The sequence below is a fragment of the Natronoglycomyces albus genome (assembly GCF_016925535.1).
In the GTDB taxonomy this organism is placed as follows: domain Bacteria; phylum Actinomycetota; class Actinomycetes; order Mycobacteriales; family Micromonosporaceae; genus Natronoglycomyces; species Natronoglycomyces albus.
Map to the genome: position 1 here is coordinate 3,478,972 of NZ_CP070496.1, position 17,595 is coordinate 3,496,566.

Consider the following 17,595-nt stretch of genomic DNA (forward strand, 5'->3'; position numbering starts at 1 on the left):
ACCCGCATGAGCAAAATTGATGACATTGCCAATGACTTCGTCGAAGAATTCATTGCCAATAGCCCTACCACTGCGACATATTTGGGCCACCCAGGTCACGACGACAAGTGGGATGACCTCTCCCCAGCTGGCTACGCGAAGGACATAGACCTGCACCGTCGGGTTCTGGCCGAGATCAAAGCGGTCGAGCCAGCCGATTCGAGTGAGCGTGCCGCCAAGGAAGCCATGATCGAGCGCTTCGAGCTTAAAATCGAGCGATACGACGCTGGCGACACCCATTTGGATCTCAACGTGCTGACTTCTTCGGTACACGGGATGCGCCAAATCTTCGACCTCATGCCGCACGAAGGCGAAGAGGCGGCCCGCAACATCGCTCGCCGCCTCCAGGCGTTCCCCACCGCCGTCGACCAATACATCGAGACGCTGCGGGGCGAAGCCAAAGCTGGCCGGGTGGCGGCCCACCGTCAGGTGACTGAAGTGGCCCGCCACTGCGACAACTGGAACGGCGCCAACGGCGACAACTTCTGGGAAAACCTCACCACCAAGACGGTCACCGTTGACGGCGAGCCGGCTACAGGCGCCTTGGCTGCGGAGCTGGCCGAGGGCGCCCAAGCGGCCCACCGTGCCACGGCGGCGTTCGCGACGTTCCTGCGCGACGAACTAGCCGGGCAAGCACCGCAAGAGGACGCCATCGGCGAAGACGCCTATTCGCGTGCGTCCCGCTACTTCATCGGTGCCAAAGTCGACCTGCGGGAAACCTACGAATGGGGCTGGGCCGAGCTGGCGCGCATCGAAGAGGAAATGCGTGAGGTCGCCGACCGCATCAAGCCTGGCGCGACTGTCGACGAGGCTGTCGAATACCTTGACTCCAGTGACGACGACCGGATGACCGACAAGTATGCCTTCCGCGACTGGATGCAAGAGCTATCTGATCGCACCGTGGAGGAAATGCAGGAGTACTTCGATATTCCCGAGCCGGTGCGCAAACTAGAGTGCATGCTCGCTCCAGCTGAAGACGGAGCGATCTACTACACCGGCCCCAGCGAGGACTTCTCCCGCCCGGGTCGCATGTGGTGGTCGGTGCCCTCCAGCCAGACTCATTTCTCGAAGTGGCGGGAGATGACCACGGTCTTCCACGAGGGTATTCCGGGGCACCACTTGCAGATCGGGCAGACGGCGTACCGCTCCGAGCTTTTGAACCGCTACCAACGCCAGCTCCTGTTCTGCTCCGGTCACGCCGAGGGCTGGGCGCTGTACTCCGAACGGCTCATGGATGAGCTGGGCTACTACAAGGACTACCCGGCTGGAAAGCTCGGGATGCTCGACGGCCAAGCCATGCGCGCGGCCCGAGTCATTGTGGATATTGGACTGCACTGTCAGTTCGAGATCCCCGAAGACAACCCGTTCGGGTTCCGTCCAGGTGAAAAGTGGGACCATGCCCGCGTCTGGGAATTCATGCGCGCGCACTGCCGTGTACCGGACCCGATGCTTGACTTCGAGGTCAATCGTTACCTCGGCTGGCCGGGACAAGCTCCCTCGTACAAGGTTGGAGAGCGACTGTGGAAGCAGGCGCGGGACGACTACAAGGAACGTAAGGGTGCTGATTTCAGCCTGACTCAGTTCCACTCCGATTCGCTAAATCTAGGCCCCATGGGCCTCGACCCGTTCGCGGCGGCGCTCAAGCGGCTCTAGCTGGCCTGAGTTGACACCTGTTGGGGGGCCGACGAGTTCTCGTCCTAGGGCCCCCCAACAGGTTGATATGAAGGTGTCCCACCTAACCGTCTGAAGTGGAACTAGACCTAGTCGCTATCAACTGCCCTAGAGAACTCATCATCAAGTATCAAGTCGGCCCCATTGCATGCTGTCAGGCAAACCCAGGGTCGCGTGTTGAACATTTAAGGCCGACTGAGGTCCGCAACGATCGCCCAGAGGCCAAACGACAATGTCATCTTCCTCTCGGCCGGTACTCTCTCAGCATGTGCGTCTGATCAGGGCCGCCCAACAGTGGAATCGAAGAGGGGGCGTGCGCTTCGCGCACGCCCCCTCTAATTTGCTTATGCTGTAATTTTCCGGCTATGCGTACTGTTCGAAGTCGGGGTTGTTGATGCCCCATACATCGTCGTCTTCAACGAGCCAGTTGTTGCCTTCTTTTTCTTCGTCTTCTCCAGTGCCAGCGCCACGGCCACCGGCTCCACCCATCATGGAGCCTCCACCGCCCATGCGACCGGCTCCGCTTCCGGCACCGCCACGGCCACCGGCACCCATGCCCTGGCCCATACCCGCGCCGCCGCGTCCAGCACCGGCACCCGCGCCGCCACCGCCGCGAGCGCTGGAGAGACCAGCCCCACCAGCACCGGCAGCCGAACGCGCCGGGCCCATACCGGCGCCCGCGCCAGCACCAACACCCATACCGCCACCGCCAGGAGCTGCACCCGTACCGACACCAGGTCCGGTACCGAGTCCAGCCGGAGCGGTCGCAGGTGGCGCACCAGCGTAGAGACCATCGCTGATCGTTCCGCCCTCATTGTCTGGGTCGGCAGGCAACGCCCAATTCGGGTTTCCTCCGCCGGAGCCACCAGGCCCACCAATCTCACCCGGGTTCGATCCCGGCGTCGAGGCGAGAGCCTCGGGTGTGGTGGGGGCCTCCGGTGGCGGCGACGGGCTGACAGCCGTCTGGTTGGACGGCGGGCTCAACGTCGAGGCGGGGCCCGCGCTCGGGCTTCCCATCCCGCCGGGCGCTCCGGGCGTCATTCCCCCAAGGTTCATGTCATCGGGGTCAGTGTCGATCGGCGGCTGTTTGCGGTCACTCGGAAGCGAGATCGACTGGATCTCCTCGTTGGCCATCTGCTTACGCTCGGTGATGTCTTCCCGAATCGTGGTCGCACGAGCGTCATAGTCCGACATGCTTTCCGCCACAGTCTCCGTAGCGGTCTGATCGGCATCGATTTGAGCCATCTCGCGGGCGTCCTGACGCGTAAAGGGGTCACGCGTCGGGTGTTCCTCTTCGGTGGTGTAACGCTGGAAGTAGACGTCCTCGCGAGTCTGGCGGTACGTCTCGACCTCTTCGGCCTTTTCCTCGTCAATACCGGCCAGCTTCAGGGCTTCTCGAGCCTGGTTGCACTTCTTGGTTTCGCAGTGACCGTCCCAGAACGCAGGGCGAATGTGGATGGTCGAGTTCATCCCGCCCCACTTCTTGTGGGTCCAGAACTGCGGCGGGGGATACGGGACCTCTCCCGAGTCGCCCCCTTGCAGTGCGTACAGGGTCTCCTTTTTGTTAGTCAGGTGCGTGTGCGCCTCCTGGACGTCTTCCAGGATCTCTTCGATCATGTTCGCGGTCTTGGTACAGGCTTGCTCGAATGCGTCGAAGTCGGTGCCTTCCCAACCGCCAGCCAAAGCCTTGAGTTTGGACTTCAGCGCGTTAGGGGTATCCTCTAGCTGCTCGTAAACCTGCTCTTGCCATGCTTCGGCAATTCGTTCAATTGCATGCAAACTTGGGTTGTCAGGCCGGACATGGTTGACGATTTCCCTCAGCTCCGAGACAGAGGGTAGAGCAATGTTTCCGTCGTTTTTAGGGCGAATATCCTGGAATTGGACCGGCACCGCTGACATCAAGGCAATCCACGCGTCTTCAGAAGCGTTGTGCCCGTTAGTGCAATCGCCTTCGCCGCAACCGCCCTTGTACGAGAGAGCGTCAGGGCCATCCTGAGTTTCAAGCCCCTCATGGGAATCGGCAGTGAATTCTTCGTCAGTCTCACCCATGAGCTAACTCTCCTGTTCTATCTTCTCAAGGACTGCAGAATGCACCTGTGAAAGGTAGGTGTTAACGATCCAGTCTTCAACGTCTTCAGGTGTGAAATCGTAGATGGCGTACTCGAACGGATCGACGTCTTCATCGACCAGGCCATGCCCCTGCAAGGTCTCAATTCTCCGCGGGCCCGGATCACCCTGGTACTCGACTTGCACCTTCATGTTTATGTTGGCGTAGCGCATCCAGACAATATGGAAAAAACGGCTCGTATCCTCCAAAAAGAAGTAACGACCTTCATCCCAGCTGCCTTCGACGTCATACTGCTGGTCGAATCCGAATTCAGTGGTTTCTTCAAAGCTGTATTCCAGCCATTCAGTGGCCTGTTCGACGTCTTCCCATGGTTCGAAGGTGACATTGACTCGGCCATTCGCCTCAACATCGATTTCGGCACCATGTTCGCCAATTTCCATGTCCAAACTGCCATAGGTAACCTCGCCATGGCATTCTGCGGCGGCGTAATTGGGTGCTCCGCCAACGGGATTGAGGTGCGGGCCCCCGTCATCCTCGCCTATCCCAAAGTGGTCGATATCGAGAAACTCTACAAGCACAGCCAAGTCATCATAGATTTCACAGGAATCCCACTCCTGGAGCACTTCGAGCGGGATACCAACATCGTTATTGCCACCACCACCGGTATCGTCGTCCGCATTGTCGGAGCACGCCCCAGTTGCAAGGGCCATCACAGCCACCGCTGATATGCCCAAGGCCCGGTTGTTCGCAAACTTCATATCGTCATCAGCGCCTAGGCCGTCATCTGACCGTCGATGTTGGTGGTATCGGCGGTGTTCGCCGTCTCGGACTCGTCATGAGCGCCGAGCGCGCCGTTCAACTGCTTAAGCATCGCCTTGTACACCCCGCGAAGCTGCTGGACATTGTCCCAAGTGGCCCCAAAGAAGTCGTTGTAGACCCGGGCTGCCTGTACTGAGGAGTCCAACCGGCCAAACGCGGGCGCGTACGAGAGAGTCCCCGACTCCATCGAGGGCACAACGACGTTGTCGAGATGGTCCAACTGCGCCTGAATGTACTGTTGAAAATCTTGAATAGCTTCGGGATCTAGGACGCGATCGCCTTTGGCCATGAGGTGTCCTCCGGGGGCGTGTGAAACTCTTAGTTCCTTCTAGATTAGCAACCCCTGTCCACCCGCGCTGACCTCAACTAGCCGGATATCAGACCCGATACACTCCGTTGCCCTTCGGCCACCACAATCAAGTAGAGCTTCATCTTGAAACAATCCCGAACCGGCTTCTACCTGCGGAATCACAAGGTTCAAATGTTGAGTATTAGCTTTGTGGACACACATGTGCGCACAGAACTTACATTCTGTGCGCACACATTCGGCGATTCGATGTGGTTGCAGTGACATCTATGACTTCCGCGCCTTCTCCGATCACTCAGCGCAGGTGCCCGAGACCGCTCACATCGATTCGAGTTCAATTATCGCTTGGCAAGAATTCACCGCTCGGTCACATCGTTGCCGTCGATAAACGCCGTCTCCACCCGCGAGTAAATGTCAAGCGGGTCCCCGCTCCACACGCACAGGTCGGCGTCCTTGCCCACCTCAAGCGAGCCGACGCGGTCATCGACCCCCATGATGCGAGCCGGGTTGATCGTTACCGTCGCCAGCGCGTTCTCCCTGCTGAGACCCTCCTTCACGGCCAGTACCACCTGGGTGATGAGGTGTCCGATGGGCACGACCGGGCTGTCGGTGGTGATCGCGATCGTCACCCCTGCGCGTTCCAGCCGGCCGGGGTTGGCGATCGAGCGGTTCTGTAGCTCCACCTTGCTGCGAGAGGTCACGAGCGGCCCGATGATGACTGGGATGTTTTTCTCGGCCACGATGTCGGCCAATAGGTGGGCTTCAGTGCCGTGGTCCAGTACCAGTGTGTAACCGAATTCCTCGGCCACTCGCATGGCGGTGGCGATGTCGTCGGCGCGGTGGCAGTGCTGCCGCCACGGGATCTCTCCTTTGAGGACCTTGACCAACGATTCCATTTTCAGGTCTCGTTCGGCTGGCTTCTCTGGGGTGGCTGCGGCGTGCTTGGCCATGTAGTTCTGAGCGTCCACAAAGGCGCTTCGGAGGACGGCGGCGATGCCGAGGCGAGTGGAGGGGGTTTTCTTTTGATCGCCGTATACGCGCTTGGGGTTCTCCCCCAGTGCGGACTTCACGCCGGAGGGGGAGCGTAGCGCCATCTCATCCACGGTACGCCCGTGGGCCTTGATGGCCACGGTTTCGCCGCCGATGACATTGCCCGAGCCGGGGTTGATGTTGAGGGTGAGTACCCCGCCTTCGATGGCGTCTCGGAAGCCTCGTTCGGCTGGGTTGATCGCATCCAGGGCCCGCACGTGGGAGGTTACGGGGTCAGTCAGTTCGTTGACATCGTTGCCCGCCCAACCCATGCCTTCTTCGGATACTCCCACGTGAGCGTGGGCGTCGATGAGACCGGGCACGACCCATTTGCCGGACACATCCGTGGTTTCAATCCCGGAGGGAATGGCCGTGTCTGCGCCGCCGACTGCGGTGATCTTGCCGTCTTGCACGACGACCACGCCGTTTTCGATGGCCTCGGAGGTAATGGGGAGGACTGTCGCCCCAGTCAGCGCGAAGGACGCCTTTGTCATTTGTGCACCTCTAGTTCGTGTCGTTAAGTCCATTTGGACCTTGAGGTCCACGCACGTGGGCGCTTACGCTAAGTCGTTGGCGACCTGCGGGTTCAGCGTGTCCACCTTGCTTGGACCTCCATGACTCTCCTCGAACACTAGTGTTGTTTACCATTGTCGGCAACGAAGCTGGTCAGAGTCTCGCATTTAACTTTCGCCACTGTGGCAACTCGGTGGTGGCCAGATGGCAGCGATGAGGAACCCGCGGGCATGGGACGCCACGGCGGTGCCAGTGGCGTCGATATGGTCTGCGCATAGTTGTGCCCCGGCCCGAGGCCGGGGCACAAGTGGGTCTTACACGCCAGCGTAGGAGTGCAAACCAGGGAAGATCAGGTTGACCGCCGAAAGGTTGAACAGCACCACGGCGAAGCCGATGATCGCCAACCAAGGCGCCCACATACGGGTTCCTTTACCGGAGACCCGGGAGTGCAGGTATGCGGCGTAGATGACCCAGGCGATGAAAGCCCACACTTCCTTGGGGTCCCAGGCCCAGTAGCGGCCCCAAGCCAGGTGTGCCCACAACGAGCCCGCCAAGATAGAGAAGGTCCACAGTGGGAAGGCCAACACGTGCATTTTAAAGGTGAGGCGTTCCAGTCGTTCGGAGTCGGCCATGTCTTTGGCCAGCTTGATAAGGAAACCTGGGCTCTTACCGTCGCTGATGAGTCGGTCGTAACGACGTTTCATCAAGTGCATGACGGCGAAGACGAAGCCGACGAGGAAGATACCGGAGGCGATCACGGCCGCCGATACGTGGATGGCGATCCAGTAGGAGTCCAGGGCCGGTTCAATGGGCCCGGCCTCGGTGTAGACACGCACTGACAAGCCCAGCGTAATGGTCACCGCGAAGGTCGCAAAGAGGCTGTGACGGCGGGCCACTTGGTCACGGGCCACGAGGATCAGCCAGGTGATCATGCCGACGAGCGCCATACCGATGGTGAATTCAAACATGTTGCCCCACGGCCAGCGCCCGGAGGCCGCGGTGCGCACCACGATCGACGCTAGAAGCGCGATCGTGGCAATGTGGGTCATGACCAGCCCGACGAACCCAGCTCGGCTCGCTCCGTTGGGAGTGATCGGTACGGAGGGCGTTTCGCTGGACGGGTTCGGTTTCTCCTCTGCGCCGCCAACGGTTGCCATTTCCTTGGCCTCGACCGGCTCCTCGGCGCGCTTTCCGAATGAGTATTCGAGTGCGAAGCCGAACATGGCGAGGGCGTAGAGGATGATGCAGCCGACGAACAGGACGTTGGCGAAATCAGCCCAATCTGATGCGGTCATGGTGTGCTCCGGTCAGTGTTTTCGGTCGTAGCGGGCGGCTCATCGGAGCCGGTGGCCTTGTCGACATCTCGCAGGTCACCGATGTGGTCTGTGAGGTCGTCGGCGAGCGCGTCGCATTCGGCGGTGAACTGGTCGTATTCGGTGCGGTTAAGTCCGGCGACTTCGACGGTGTGATCGGGGTTGAAGCGGACCCAGAAGCGGCGGCGGCGCACGTGCAGCATCGGGTATAGGGCGCCCAGTAGCAAAATCGAGCCCATGAGCAGAATCCAGTGTCCGGGTTCGTGGCGAATTTCCAGCACGATGTAGCGCTGGTAGTCGACGAATTCGATCACCGAGCCGTCGTCGAGTTCCCAGGTGTCGCCCATTTGTAGGAGCGCGGCTTCGGGTAGTTCATCAACGGCGGGGTCATTGTTGGAGGCTTCGGTGTCGGGGTCGGCTCCGGCGGCGCGCACCCCGGGGGTGTCGCGGAATGGGATGCCTTCGAGGAATCCGTCTTCGACTTGTCTGGGGTCGATCTCGTAGACGGAGCGAGGCATGCCGTCGTCGAATCCTAGGTCGCCTCGGTAGAGCCACATCATGAGGGCTGGGTTGGTCGGTTCGGGTCGTTCCGAGAGCAGCATGGGGGTGGTGGGGTCGAAGGAGGGGATGAATAGCCCTTCGAATCCGACCTGGGAGTTGGGGTCGACGCGGCCGGTTTCGGGGTTGACGTTGGCATCGGGGTAGAGGGCGACGCCTTCGGAGTTCAGCGCGTTGTCCACGGGCAGGAACGGCATGGTCGAGGTTTGGGTGACTCCGTACTTGTCGGTGTATTCGAGTACGGGAGCGAAACCGTGGCCTAGGAGGAAGACGTTGGCTCCGTCGAGGCCGAGGGGGTGGTTGACGCGCAGGTCGTATTGCGAGTCGAATTCTCCGGCCGCTTCGGTGTAGGCGAGGTCGGCTTCGTATCTGAGGGCTTGGCCGCGTTCGGTGAATTCGGCTTCAAAGCCGTCCAGCCGCAGACAAAACGGGGGGAGTTTGGTTTCGTCCACCCAGGGCCCAAGCCCGTATTCGTGGTATTGCTGCAGGTTATTGCAGAAGGCGTGCTCTTCGCCTTCGACGAGGAGCCGGTTGCCGTACCAACCATAGACGCTGCCGAGGGCGGCTCCGACGAGGATGACGATCAGGCTGACGTGGAAGAGGAGGTTGCCGGTCTCTCGCAGGTAACCTTTCTCCCCGGCTACGGAGACCGAACCGTCGGCTTGGGTGTGTATTTGGGAGCGGAAGCGGTGTTTCTTCATCCATGTAGCCACGGCCTCGGGTTCAGCTTTGGCGCTGGTGCCCAGTTGGCGGTGGTATGGCATGAGGTCGAGCCGTTGGGGGGCGGCGGGGGGCTTCTGCCGCATCGCGTTGAGATGGGCTTTGGTGCGGGGGAGGATGCAACCGATGAGGCTGATCATCAGTAGCAGATAGATCGCGGCGAACCAGGGGGAATTGTAGACGTCGAACAGCCACAGCCGGTCGAGGATGGGCGCGAGGTCGGGGTTGTCGGCGAAGTAGGTGGCGACGGTTTCGGGGTTGATGTCGCGTTGAGGAAGCAGTGACCCGGGGATGGCGGCCATGGCTAGCACCAGTAGCAGCATGAGCGCGGTGCGCATGCTGGTTAGCTGGTGCCACCAGCGACGGGCGAAGGTCAGGGTGGCTTTGGCGAGGCGTTTCATATGCCGACAGCTCCGGTTCCTACGGTGGCGCGCAGCCAGTTGGCAAAGTGCATCCACGCGCCGCTGACCATGAGAATGCCCAGGAGGATGAGCATGACGCCTCCGGCGGCGGCGATTTTTTGCGAATGGCGGCGGAAGAAGTGGAAGACTCCCATGAGGTGGCGCATGCCCACGGCGAAGACGATGAATGGCAGACCCAGCGCGAAGCTGTAGATGATAATGAGGGCCACGCCGCGTCCGGTGCCACCTTGAGTCCAGCTCATCGCCGTGATGGCGGCGAGCATGGGCGAGAAGCAGGGGGCCCAGCTGAGCGCGAACACTGCCCCGAACAGGGGTGCGCCGACTAGTCCTGTGGAGGGTCGCTGTTTGAGTTGGAGGGTGCGGCCGCCGGGGACGGCCCCCATGAAGATTAGACCCAGCCCGATAATGAGCACTCCGCTGATGCGCATTAGCCATTCTTCGGAGGAGAAGATGGTGAGCACGACGCTGGAGGCCGCGAAGGTGATGGTGGCGAAAACGGCGGTGAATCCCGCTACGAAGAGGGAGGAGCCCAGCAGTACCCGGCCACGCGAGCTACCGCGTTGCAGGTCGTCGCCCGCTAGCCCGGTCACATAGGACACGTAGCCGGGAACGAGTGGGAGTGTGCAGGGGGTGAAGAACGACAGGAGCCCGGCCAGGGCGGCCACTCCCATCGCCGCTAGCAGCGGCCCGTTGTTGGCCAGCTCCTCCACACCGGTCATCGTTCCAGCTCCGCGTCAATCTCCGAGATGAGGACGTCGGAGGTGATGGGTTGGCGCCATACGCTGGCCACGCGGCCCTCGCGGTCGATGATGAGTGTGGTCGGGAAAGTGTTGGGTGAGACGCCCACGTCGAGGAACTTGTGGACCAGCCGCCCGGGTGGGTCCTCGATGGAGGGGTAGGGCTTGCCGTGACGTTTCTCGAAGGCTTGGGCCTTGGAGTTGGTGTCCATGACGTTGATGCCCAGGAATTGCACGCCTGTCTCATAGTGTTCGGCCGCCTCGACCAGATCGGGGGCTTCCTCCCGACAGGGGGCGCACCACTGGGCCCAGAAGTTGAGGACGATGACTTCCCCCGCCCAGTCTTGGGTTGTCACCTCGTCACCTTGCAGTGTCGTCCCGCTCAGGTGGGGCGCGTGTGGCCTGTCGTCGATGTCCGTGTAGCGAATCGTGGACCCATCCCCGGTGACGTAACGGTTCTTGTTGACGTCGCGCGCGGGGTTGACAGACGGTTCGTTGCTTGTCGCGGCACAGGCGGACAAGACCGCTGCGAGGGGGGCGGCAGCCGAGACCGCCAAGAAACGGCGGCGGGGGAACATGGCGAGCTAGGCTCCTTTGGCGGTTTTCGCGGTCGCGGATTTGAGGACTAGGTGGGCGGCGGGTTCGACGTAGTCGACTCCCACCAGCTTCGCGCCGACGAACGACAGCGATGTGAGTGAAGCGAGGCCGCATTCGCGGCGGCGCGGGTCGTGGTAGAGGCGTTTGCGCTCCACAAAGCGACGTAGCGTCCAAATCGGGAGCTGATGGCTGACCAGTACGGCTTCGTGGCCGAGGGCGGTCTGTCGCGCCCGGCTGACCGCGTTCATCATGCGGCGGGCGATGTCGACATACGGCTCACCCCAGGAGGGGGTGAACGGGTCTCGCAGCTGCCACCAGTAGGAGGGGTTGCGCAGTACCCCATCGCCCACGGAGACTCGCTTGCCTTCGAAGAAGTTGTCCGACTCGATGAGGCCCTCGTCGGTGGCGGTGTCGATGCGGTGGCTGGCCGCGATCGGCTCGGCGGTCTGTTGCGCGCGCACCAGCGGGGAGGCGACAACATGGGAGATGTCGCGCCCGGACAGGTGTTCGGCGGCCGCTAGGGCCATTTCGTGGCCTAGGTCGGAGAGGACAAAGCCGGGCAGCCGGCCGTATAGGATGCCCTCGGGGTTGTAGACCTCACCGTGACGTAGCAGGTGAACCGTGGTTTTTTCGCCGCTCATGATTGCACCTTAGCTGCGGCCTGGGCCGCCTTGGGTAGCGCCTTGGCTATGTGTGACAGGGCTTTATCGTCTAGCGCCACGGAGACGAACCAGCATTCGAACGCCGAGGGTGGCAGGTATACGCCCTGTTCCAGCATGGATTGGAAGAACGCGGCGAACGCGTTCGTGTCTTGTTTGGAGGCGTCGTCGAAGTTGCGTACCTCTCCTTGGGCGAAGAAGACGCTGAAGAGGTTGGTCGGCGCGCTGATGTGGTGCGCCACGCCAGCTTTGGTTAGTTCTTCGCCAACGACAGCCTGCAGTTGGCGGGAGATCTCATTGAGTTGCTGATAGACCGAGTCGGTGCATTGGCGCAGCGTGGCAAGGCCAGCGGCGACCGCGAGCGGGTTTCCCGAGAGAGTTCCGGCCTGGTAGACGGGCCCGGAGGGACTGATCTGGTCCATGAGGTCGGCTCGTCCACCGAATGCGGCGGCGGGAAGCCCGCCCCCCATGACTTTGCCGTATGTGTAGAGGTCGGCGGGGGCGGCTAGCCCGCCGCGCCCGACCCGGAAACCGGTCATGACTTCGTCAGAGATGAGAAGTGCACCGTGTTTATGGGTGATGTGGTGCAACGCCTCGTTGAAGTTGTCACGCGGGGCGACGGCTCCCATGTTGCCCGGGTGCGCCTCGGTGATAACGGCGGCGATACGGCCGGGGTGGGCGTCGAAGGCCGCGTTGACCGCGGCGATGTCGTTGTATGGCAGCACAAGTGTGTCGGCGGCTGCCGAGGCGGGTACGCCTGGGGAGTCGGGGTGACCAAGTGTGGCCACGCCGGACCCGGCGGCGGCGAGAAAGTAGTCGGCGTGGCCGTGGTAGCAGCCAGCGAACTTGATGATGAGGTCGCGGCCGGTGGCGGCGCGCGCCAAGCGGGTGGCGCTCATCGTCGCCTCAGTACCAGAGGAAACGAGCCGAACCTTTTCGCACGGGGTGCGAGCGGTGATCTCTTCGGCTAGCTCTACCTCGCCCGGGGACGGGGTGCCGTAGGAGGTGCCGGCGGCAGCGGCTTGCGTCAGCGCGTCGACCACGGCCGGGTGGGCGTGGCCGAGAATCAGCGGGCCCCAGGAGCCGACAAGGTCTATATAGGTGTTGCCGTCGACGTCACGCATGCGGCAACCGGTGGCATGCTCGATGAAGACGGGCTCACCGCCCACCCCACGAAATGCTCGGACCGGGGAGTTCACTCCGCCGGGAATGACTTTCCCGGCTCGCTCGAACAGCACGTGGGAATTGTGGGTGCTGCGCTGCGGTTCTGGCTGGCTGGCGGCATCGCTCTGGGAATAGTTCTTCGAGTCCACACCGCCAGCCTCCCACATTCCTCAACCGTCTTGTCCGAGGAGCTCGCTCTGAGACGTGGCTTACTGGGGCTTAACCGCCATGATGGAGCCTCGACCAACCGGGAAGGTAGTTGATGCAACGGATGCATGGTCAGGCGCGGCAAGTGCCGTTGTAGGTGCCACTTGACTGGATTTGGCAGACGATAACTTGCCTCACCGCTGGCGGAGTTGACCCGCACCAGGCACGCGTCGACTAGTTCGATGAGCGCGTCCAAGGTCGAGTCGGAGACATCGGCAAGTTCCTCGATTTGTTCGACCGCTGCTCCGGCCGGGTAGGCCGACAAGCTGCGCAGTAGCTTGCGGGCTTCGGCCGACAGCGCCGCGATCGTCGCCTCCATCTCCTTTTCGAAGGCTCCGTTGTAGTTGATCGTCTTGTACGGGTTGCGGGCCAGCGATCGGGCTACCGATACCGCCCCACGCATGGCCACCGGTTTGGCCAAGGGAAGTAGCGCGGGCAGGAATCCGTCGAGCTGTTCGACGATGGGAGCGCAGTCGCCTACCTGCCGCCCTCCTACGTAATGCCCACTGTAGTGACATAGCACCTCGGTGGCGGTGCGGTCATCAAGCGGCGGAAGCGCCCACTTGACCTCGCCGGTCACCCCAATGGGTTTGGCCGCAGTGGCCAAAATCTTGATGTTGGGCGCGGTGCGCAGCAGGTAGGAGATCTCCCCTACCCATTCCTTGGGCGCGGCGTCGATCAGCAACAAAGCACTTCGGCGGCGCAGCAGATCGAATTCCATTCCGGTCGCCCGAACCCACTGTTCCTCGAGCGAACGGTCACCCTGGCCAGCCAATAGCCACACTCCGTCGGGCCATAGGGCCAACTGTTGACGCGCCCACGACATGGCCACGGTGGATTTACCGGAGCCCGACAGGCCGGTGATCGTGACCATTCGGTGGCCGTTGAACAGCTGGCTGAGCTCGGCATAGTCGGCTGGGCGTTCCATAACAGCGTCCATTTCCGCAGGTAGGTTGTGCGTGATGCGATGTAGGGGGCTGGGGGGAAATTCCTTTCTCATGCCTGCGGCCGATATTTGGAAGATTTCGGTCGGTTCGCAGAAGCCTCGCAGCTCGCACAGGCCTATCCGCGCAAGGTGAATGTCAAAGCCTTCGGCGGCCACGTCACCAGCCGTTCCAATCCCCGGCACAAGCGGGCGGTCAGCATATATGCCAGCTGCCCGCAACGTCGAACGTGAGCAGAGGACTTGATCGCCATGGGCGGCCGAGGAGATACGGGCGGTTCGGTGAACTTCAGCCGTGGCGTAGCCCTGAGCGGTTGGCGTCGCTGGCCCGGTGTGCAAGCCCATCCGCACTTTGGGACGATGCTGCCACCCGTAGGCCTTCATTTGTTGTTGTGCGGCCAGCGCGGCGCGGATCGCATCGCGTGCATCGGAAAAGACCACGAAGAATGAGTCGCCTTCTGTGCCCAAGGCGCATCCTCGATGAGCGGCAAATACGGCTCGGAGGATTTCGCGATGGTTTTCCAGCAACTGGCGGTAGCCGCGTGGGCCTAGGCTATTGGCGAGCCTTGTCGACCCTTCGATGTCGGTGAAGAGAAAAGTCACGCGGCCCTGGGGGAGTCGCACCAGTTCCTGGGCCGCGCCGAGGTGCATGGTCGTATCCATGTATTAATCAACCTTTCAAACCCCCGTAAATGTGAGCAGGGAATCCCACTCGTAGCGGACAATATCGAGGCTTTCGCAAAAGTGACGGTTCCTGTCAGCTAAGCGCGTTACCTGTGCAAACGGCGCGAAAAGCAACTCGATCCGCCCATTCTTGCCAAAGCCTGGTGATACCTATCCCAACGGGTCAAACATGATCTTGGCAAGTGGCGGCCGCTAAAAATCTCTGCCCTAAGTAGCAACGATTGCACCACCAGTTAAGTTGCTATCAAAGTTGCGAGATTTCACCTGGTGAAATAACCGCAGGTAGCGAATACTCGACTTCGGCTATGCAAAGTGCATTAACGCGCCAGCTTTGTAAATGTGGCAATGTCTATGTCCCTGGGTGAGCTTCAGTGCGATATTATTGCCACTTTGTCCAGTATTTGCGCAGGTTGCTACGACATTTGATGCCCCGTGCTGCCGGGCGGGGGCGACATTGCATACCTACCGGATGCGCCGACCGACTTTGGTTAACAATTGCGCATCTTTGCGTAAGTCATTGATACTGCCCAACCCTTCTTGGCAATGCGCACAACGCAGTACGTCACGAACACGACAAGGGGGCTGGTTAGGGCTCACATCGGGCAGGAAGCCCTATAGCCCCTGCCCGGTTCCCATATTTTGGTACACGCCGGAGGGAAGGCGGGCTGAAAATTTGAGACCGGCAGAGCCGTCGGGCCCCACTCACGGTTGAGTCGCCGGCGCGAATAAGGAATACTCATCTTTGTGTGGACCCACAAGAACCCCATCGTGCGTCCGGTGACGTCATCCCTCCAGGCCATCGCCCGCGCTAGCGCCGCCTCCGGCCGCGCCCTCACCACGGGTGCCCAAGCCACCCGTGCGGGACTAACCAGCCGCGCCGGGCGAGTCAGCCTGCAAGCCACCTTCACCGCCGCCCTCGTGGCGGGATTCTTGGCAATCGGGCACATCCTCGCGCCCCACTCCGGTCCCGACTGGGCGTATGGCGACCTCCCCGAACCGATAGAGGCCTCCGAGCGGCGCGCTCTGGCTCTCACACCCGAAGAGGCCGCCTACCTTGACATCCCCGCCCCCGGATCGACCGGTGGGTTTGAAGAGTTGAACTTCGACGAATTCGACGGACCCACCCGAGCCGACCCCATCGACGAGTCAAACCCAGTCGACAGCGTCTCAGACCTGGATAGCTGGGCCAGCAGCCTCTCTAGCCTCGGCATCCCCCAGCGTGCCCTAGTCGCCTATGGGCGCGCTGAACTGATCTCGGCGGTGCACAACCCCCAGTGCAACCTCTCTTGGACGACCTTGGCGGCAATCGGACAGGTCGAGTCCAACCACGGAACGGTCGGCGGCAACCGCATCAAACCCGATGGCGACACTCTGCGCCCGATCATCGGCCCCGACTATGACGAAGAGGGCCCCATGCAGTTCCTGCCCTCGACGTGGGCTGAGTGGGGCACCTCCGCCGACGGCTCCGCGGAGGCCAACCCGCACAACATCGACGACGCGACGGTCTCGGCGGCGAACTTCCTCTGCTCGGGCGGCCGGGATCTGACCGACCCCGCTGACTGGTACGCGGCGGTCTACGGTTACAACCCCATCGAGACCTACGTGCGTAACGTGTTCGCCCGCGCCGACGACTACGGACAGCGCAGCCACCAGTAACGCCAGCCAAATCAGCTAGCAAACACTGCGTTGGCCCCATGCCTCGCGCCAGGAACGCGCGTAACAATATGATGACGTGAGCGAACCTCACGCCTGGCAGGAGTCACCCGAGGAAACCCACGTCCCCGTTGTCCCCCATAGAACCCACCCAGTGCCTTAGGCTGCAAGACTGAGGAACAAACGCGCGCTGGCCGCTCGGATGCGGACCAGCCAGCCCATCAACACCAAGCAACGGGCGGCAGCGGCGGGCCACAGACCCGACCGGGTCCGCACCTGCGGCCCACAGCCACCGATGGGCTCACACCATCACACGGAAAACCAGGCACGCCGTGGAGATCGGAGCGAACTTCACGCGATTACGTGGCGCTTCGCGCAGATCACAAGGCGTGACTTGGGGTTTCTATCGCCATGAGAATCGGGTAAGGATTAATACATGCCCCTGAAGCAGCTGACCCCCGCCAACCTGTCAACGCAGGATCTGCAGGATTGGTGCTCCGTCCTCAACGAGATGACCAGCACCGACATGCCGAACGAACCACGTTGGCAGCCCGAACGGCTGCGCGACTATCTGGCCGAGAACATGGCGGACGAATACCGGCAGGCCTTCATTTACCGCGATGAGTCCTCAGGCGACATGCTCGGGCACGCCAACCTGTTGATCTTTGGCGGAAAGCACCGTGACACAGGAGTTCTGGAACTATTCACGCGCCCGTCCGCTCGCGGCAAAGGGGTCGGCAAAGCACTGCTACAGGCGGTAGCCGAATGCGCAAAACAACGAGAATGCGAGAACTTGGCCGTCGAGGTCATCGCCACGACACCGGCAGTGGGCTTCTATGACCAACTGGGGTTCAGGCGTGACGTAGTCGAACAACGGCACTTGTTGCGCTGGGACGAAGTCGACTGGGACAAGGTGCAAGAAGCTGCCGGACGAGTCGCGGCCGGTTATCGACTGGAATATTACTCGGAATCACTACCCGAGGAGCTACTAGAGCCTTACGCGCAATTGAAGGCGTACTTGCGCGGGTCGGCCGAACCGATCGCCCTGACGACCGACCGACGCGGGTCGACCGACGTCGATCGCCTCCGCGACTCGCTGCAAACGCTACGACGGCGCGGAATGCGCTCACACGTCATGGTCGCGATCTCAGAACCCTACGAAAAGGTCGTGGGATTGACTGAACTGGTCGTCAGCGAACAACGGCCCACTCGCGCCGACCAATACGACACAGTGGTCGCCCCTGAGCACAAGTCCTATGGACTAGCTCTGACAATGAAGGCCCGCCTGCTCACCGAACTGCGGGGAGCCGAACCACAGCTAGTAGACGTGCAGACGTGGACCGCCGAAGACGCCCGCGACATCAAATGGGTCAATAGCCAGTTGGGATTCGTGCACGACGTGGACTGGTATGAATACGAAACCTCTGTAGAGGACCTGTTGCACAACCTGGCCCAGTAACGCCTCGGGCAAAGTTAGCGAGCATGGGCAGGG

The 17,595-nt window shown here is 61.6% G+C and carries 14 protein-coding genes; 3 read left to right on the plus strand and 11 right to left on the minus strand.

The features are described 5' to 3' along the window. Positions 1–6: 6 nt before the first annotated feature. Positions 7–1,692 (plus strand): DUF885 domain-containing protein, encoded by a 1,686-nt coding sequence (locus JQS30_RS14955; protein ID WP_213171038.1) that lies wholly within the window; start codon positions 7–9, stop codon positions 1,690–1,692. Between the two features lie 381 nt (positions 1,693–2,073). On the opposite strand, the gene JQS30_RS14960 is transcribed toward JQS30_RS14955, so the two are convergent. The 11 genes from JQS30_RS14960 to JQS30_RS17420 all read right to left on the minus strand — a co-directional run bounded on the left by JQS30_RS14960 (position 2,074) and on the right by JQS30_RS17420 (position 14,429). Beyond that, complete coding sequence (locus JQS30_RS14960) at positions 2,074–3,759, minus strand: WXG100 family type VII secretion target (protein WP_213171039.1); 1,686 nt, start codon at positions 3,757–3,759, stop codon at positions 2,074–2,076. 3 nt (positions 3,760–3,762) lie between these two features. Beyond that, positions 3,763–4,536, minus strand: coding sequence for a hypothetical protein (locus tag JQS30_RS14965; RefSeq protein ID WP_213171040.1), 774 nt, complete (start codon positions 4,534–4,536; stop codon positions 3,763–3,765). 14 nt (positions 4,537–4,550) lie between these two features. Further along, on the minus strand, positions 4,551–4,886 hold the full coding sequence (locus JQS30_RS14970) for a hypothetical protein (protein ID WP_213171041.1): 336 nt from the start codon (positions 4,884–4,886) through the stop codon (positions 4,551–4,553). Between the two features lie 374 nt (positions 4,887–5,260). Beyond that, a complete protein-coding gene (locus JQS30_RS14975) occupies positions 5,261–6,427 on the minus strand; it encodes an amidohydrolase (RefSeq protein WP_213171042.1) in 1,167 nt (388 codons plus the stop codon). Positions 6,428–6,760: 333 nt separating this feature from the next. After that, a complete protein-coding gene (ccsB, locus tag JQS30_RS14980) occupies positions 6,761–7,741 on the minus strand; it encodes a c-type cytochrome biogenesis protein CcsB (protein ID WP_213171043.1) in 981 nt (326 codons plus the stop codon). Further along, positions 7,738–9,438: a cytochrome c biogenesis protein ResB gene (gene resB, locus JQS30_RS14985; RefSeq protein WP_213171044.1), complete on the minus strand. Its 1,701-nt coding sequence runs from the start codon at positions 9,436–9,438 to the stop codon at positions 7,738–7,740. The genes ccsB and resB overlap by 4 nt, the downstream gene beginning before the upstream one ends. Continuing rightward, positions 9,435–10,178: a cytochrome c biogenesis CcdA family protein gene (locus JQS30_RS14990; RefSeq protein WP_213171045.1), complete on the minus strand. Its 744-nt coding sequence runs from the start codon at positions 10,176–10,178 to the stop codon at positions 9,435–9,437. The genes resB and JQS30_RS14990 overlap by 4 nt, the downstream gene beginning before the upstream one ends. Continuing rightward, a complete protein-coding gene (locus JQS30_RS14995; protein ID WP_213171046.1) occupies positions 10,175–10,774 on the minus strand; it encodes a TlpA family protein disulfide reductase in 600 nt (199 codons plus the stop codon). The genes JQS30_RS14990 and JQS30_RS14995 overlap by 4 nt, the downstream gene beginning before the upstream one ends. Positions 10,775–10,780: 6 nt before the next feature. Beyond that, positions 10,781–11,434 carry a histidine phosphatase family protein gene (locus JQS30_RS15000; RefSeq protein WP_213171047.1) on the minus strand — a complete coding sequence of 218 codons (654 nt, stop codon included), beginning with the start codon at positions 11,432–11,434 and terminating at the stop codon, positions 10,781–10,783. Then, on the minus strand, positions 11,431–12,690 hold the full coding sequence (gene hemL / locus JQS30_RS15005; protein WP_246497943.1) for a glutamate-1-semialdehyde 2,1-aminomutase: 1,260 nt from the start codon (positions 12,688–12,690) through the stop codon (positions 11,431–11,433). Before hemL ends, JQS30_RS15000 begins: the two co-directional genes overlap by 4 nt. Further along, the gene (locus JQS30_RS17420) at positions 12,648–14,429 is read right to left on the minus strand and encodes an adenylate/guanylate cyclase domain-containing protein (RefSeq protein WP_246497944.1); all 1,782 of its coding nucleotides are present in this window, start codon (positions 14,427–14,429) and stop codon (positions 12,648–12,650) included. Before JQS30_RS17420 ends, hemL begins: the two co-directional genes overlap by 43 nt. 765 nt (positions 14,430–15,194) lie before the next feature. Between JQS30_RS17420 and JQS30_RS15010 the strand changes: the two genes are divergently transcribed. Together JQS30_RS15010 and JQS30_RS15015 are read left to right on the plus strand one after the other, a co-directional pair. Next, a complete protein-coding gene (locus JQS30_RS15010) occupies positions 15,195–16,106 on the plus strand; it encodes a lytic transglycosylase domain-containing protein (RefSeq protein ID WP_213171049.1) in 912 nt (303 codons plus the stop codon). 433 nt (positions 16,107–16,539) lie between these two features. Beyond that, complete coding sequence (locus JQS30_RS15015; protein ID WP_213171050.1) at positions 16,540–17,562, plus strand: GNAT family N-acetyltransferase; 1,023 nt, start codon at positions 16,540–16,542, stop codon at positions 17,560–17,562. The last annotated feature ends 33 nt before the right edge of the window (positions 17,563–17,595 follow it).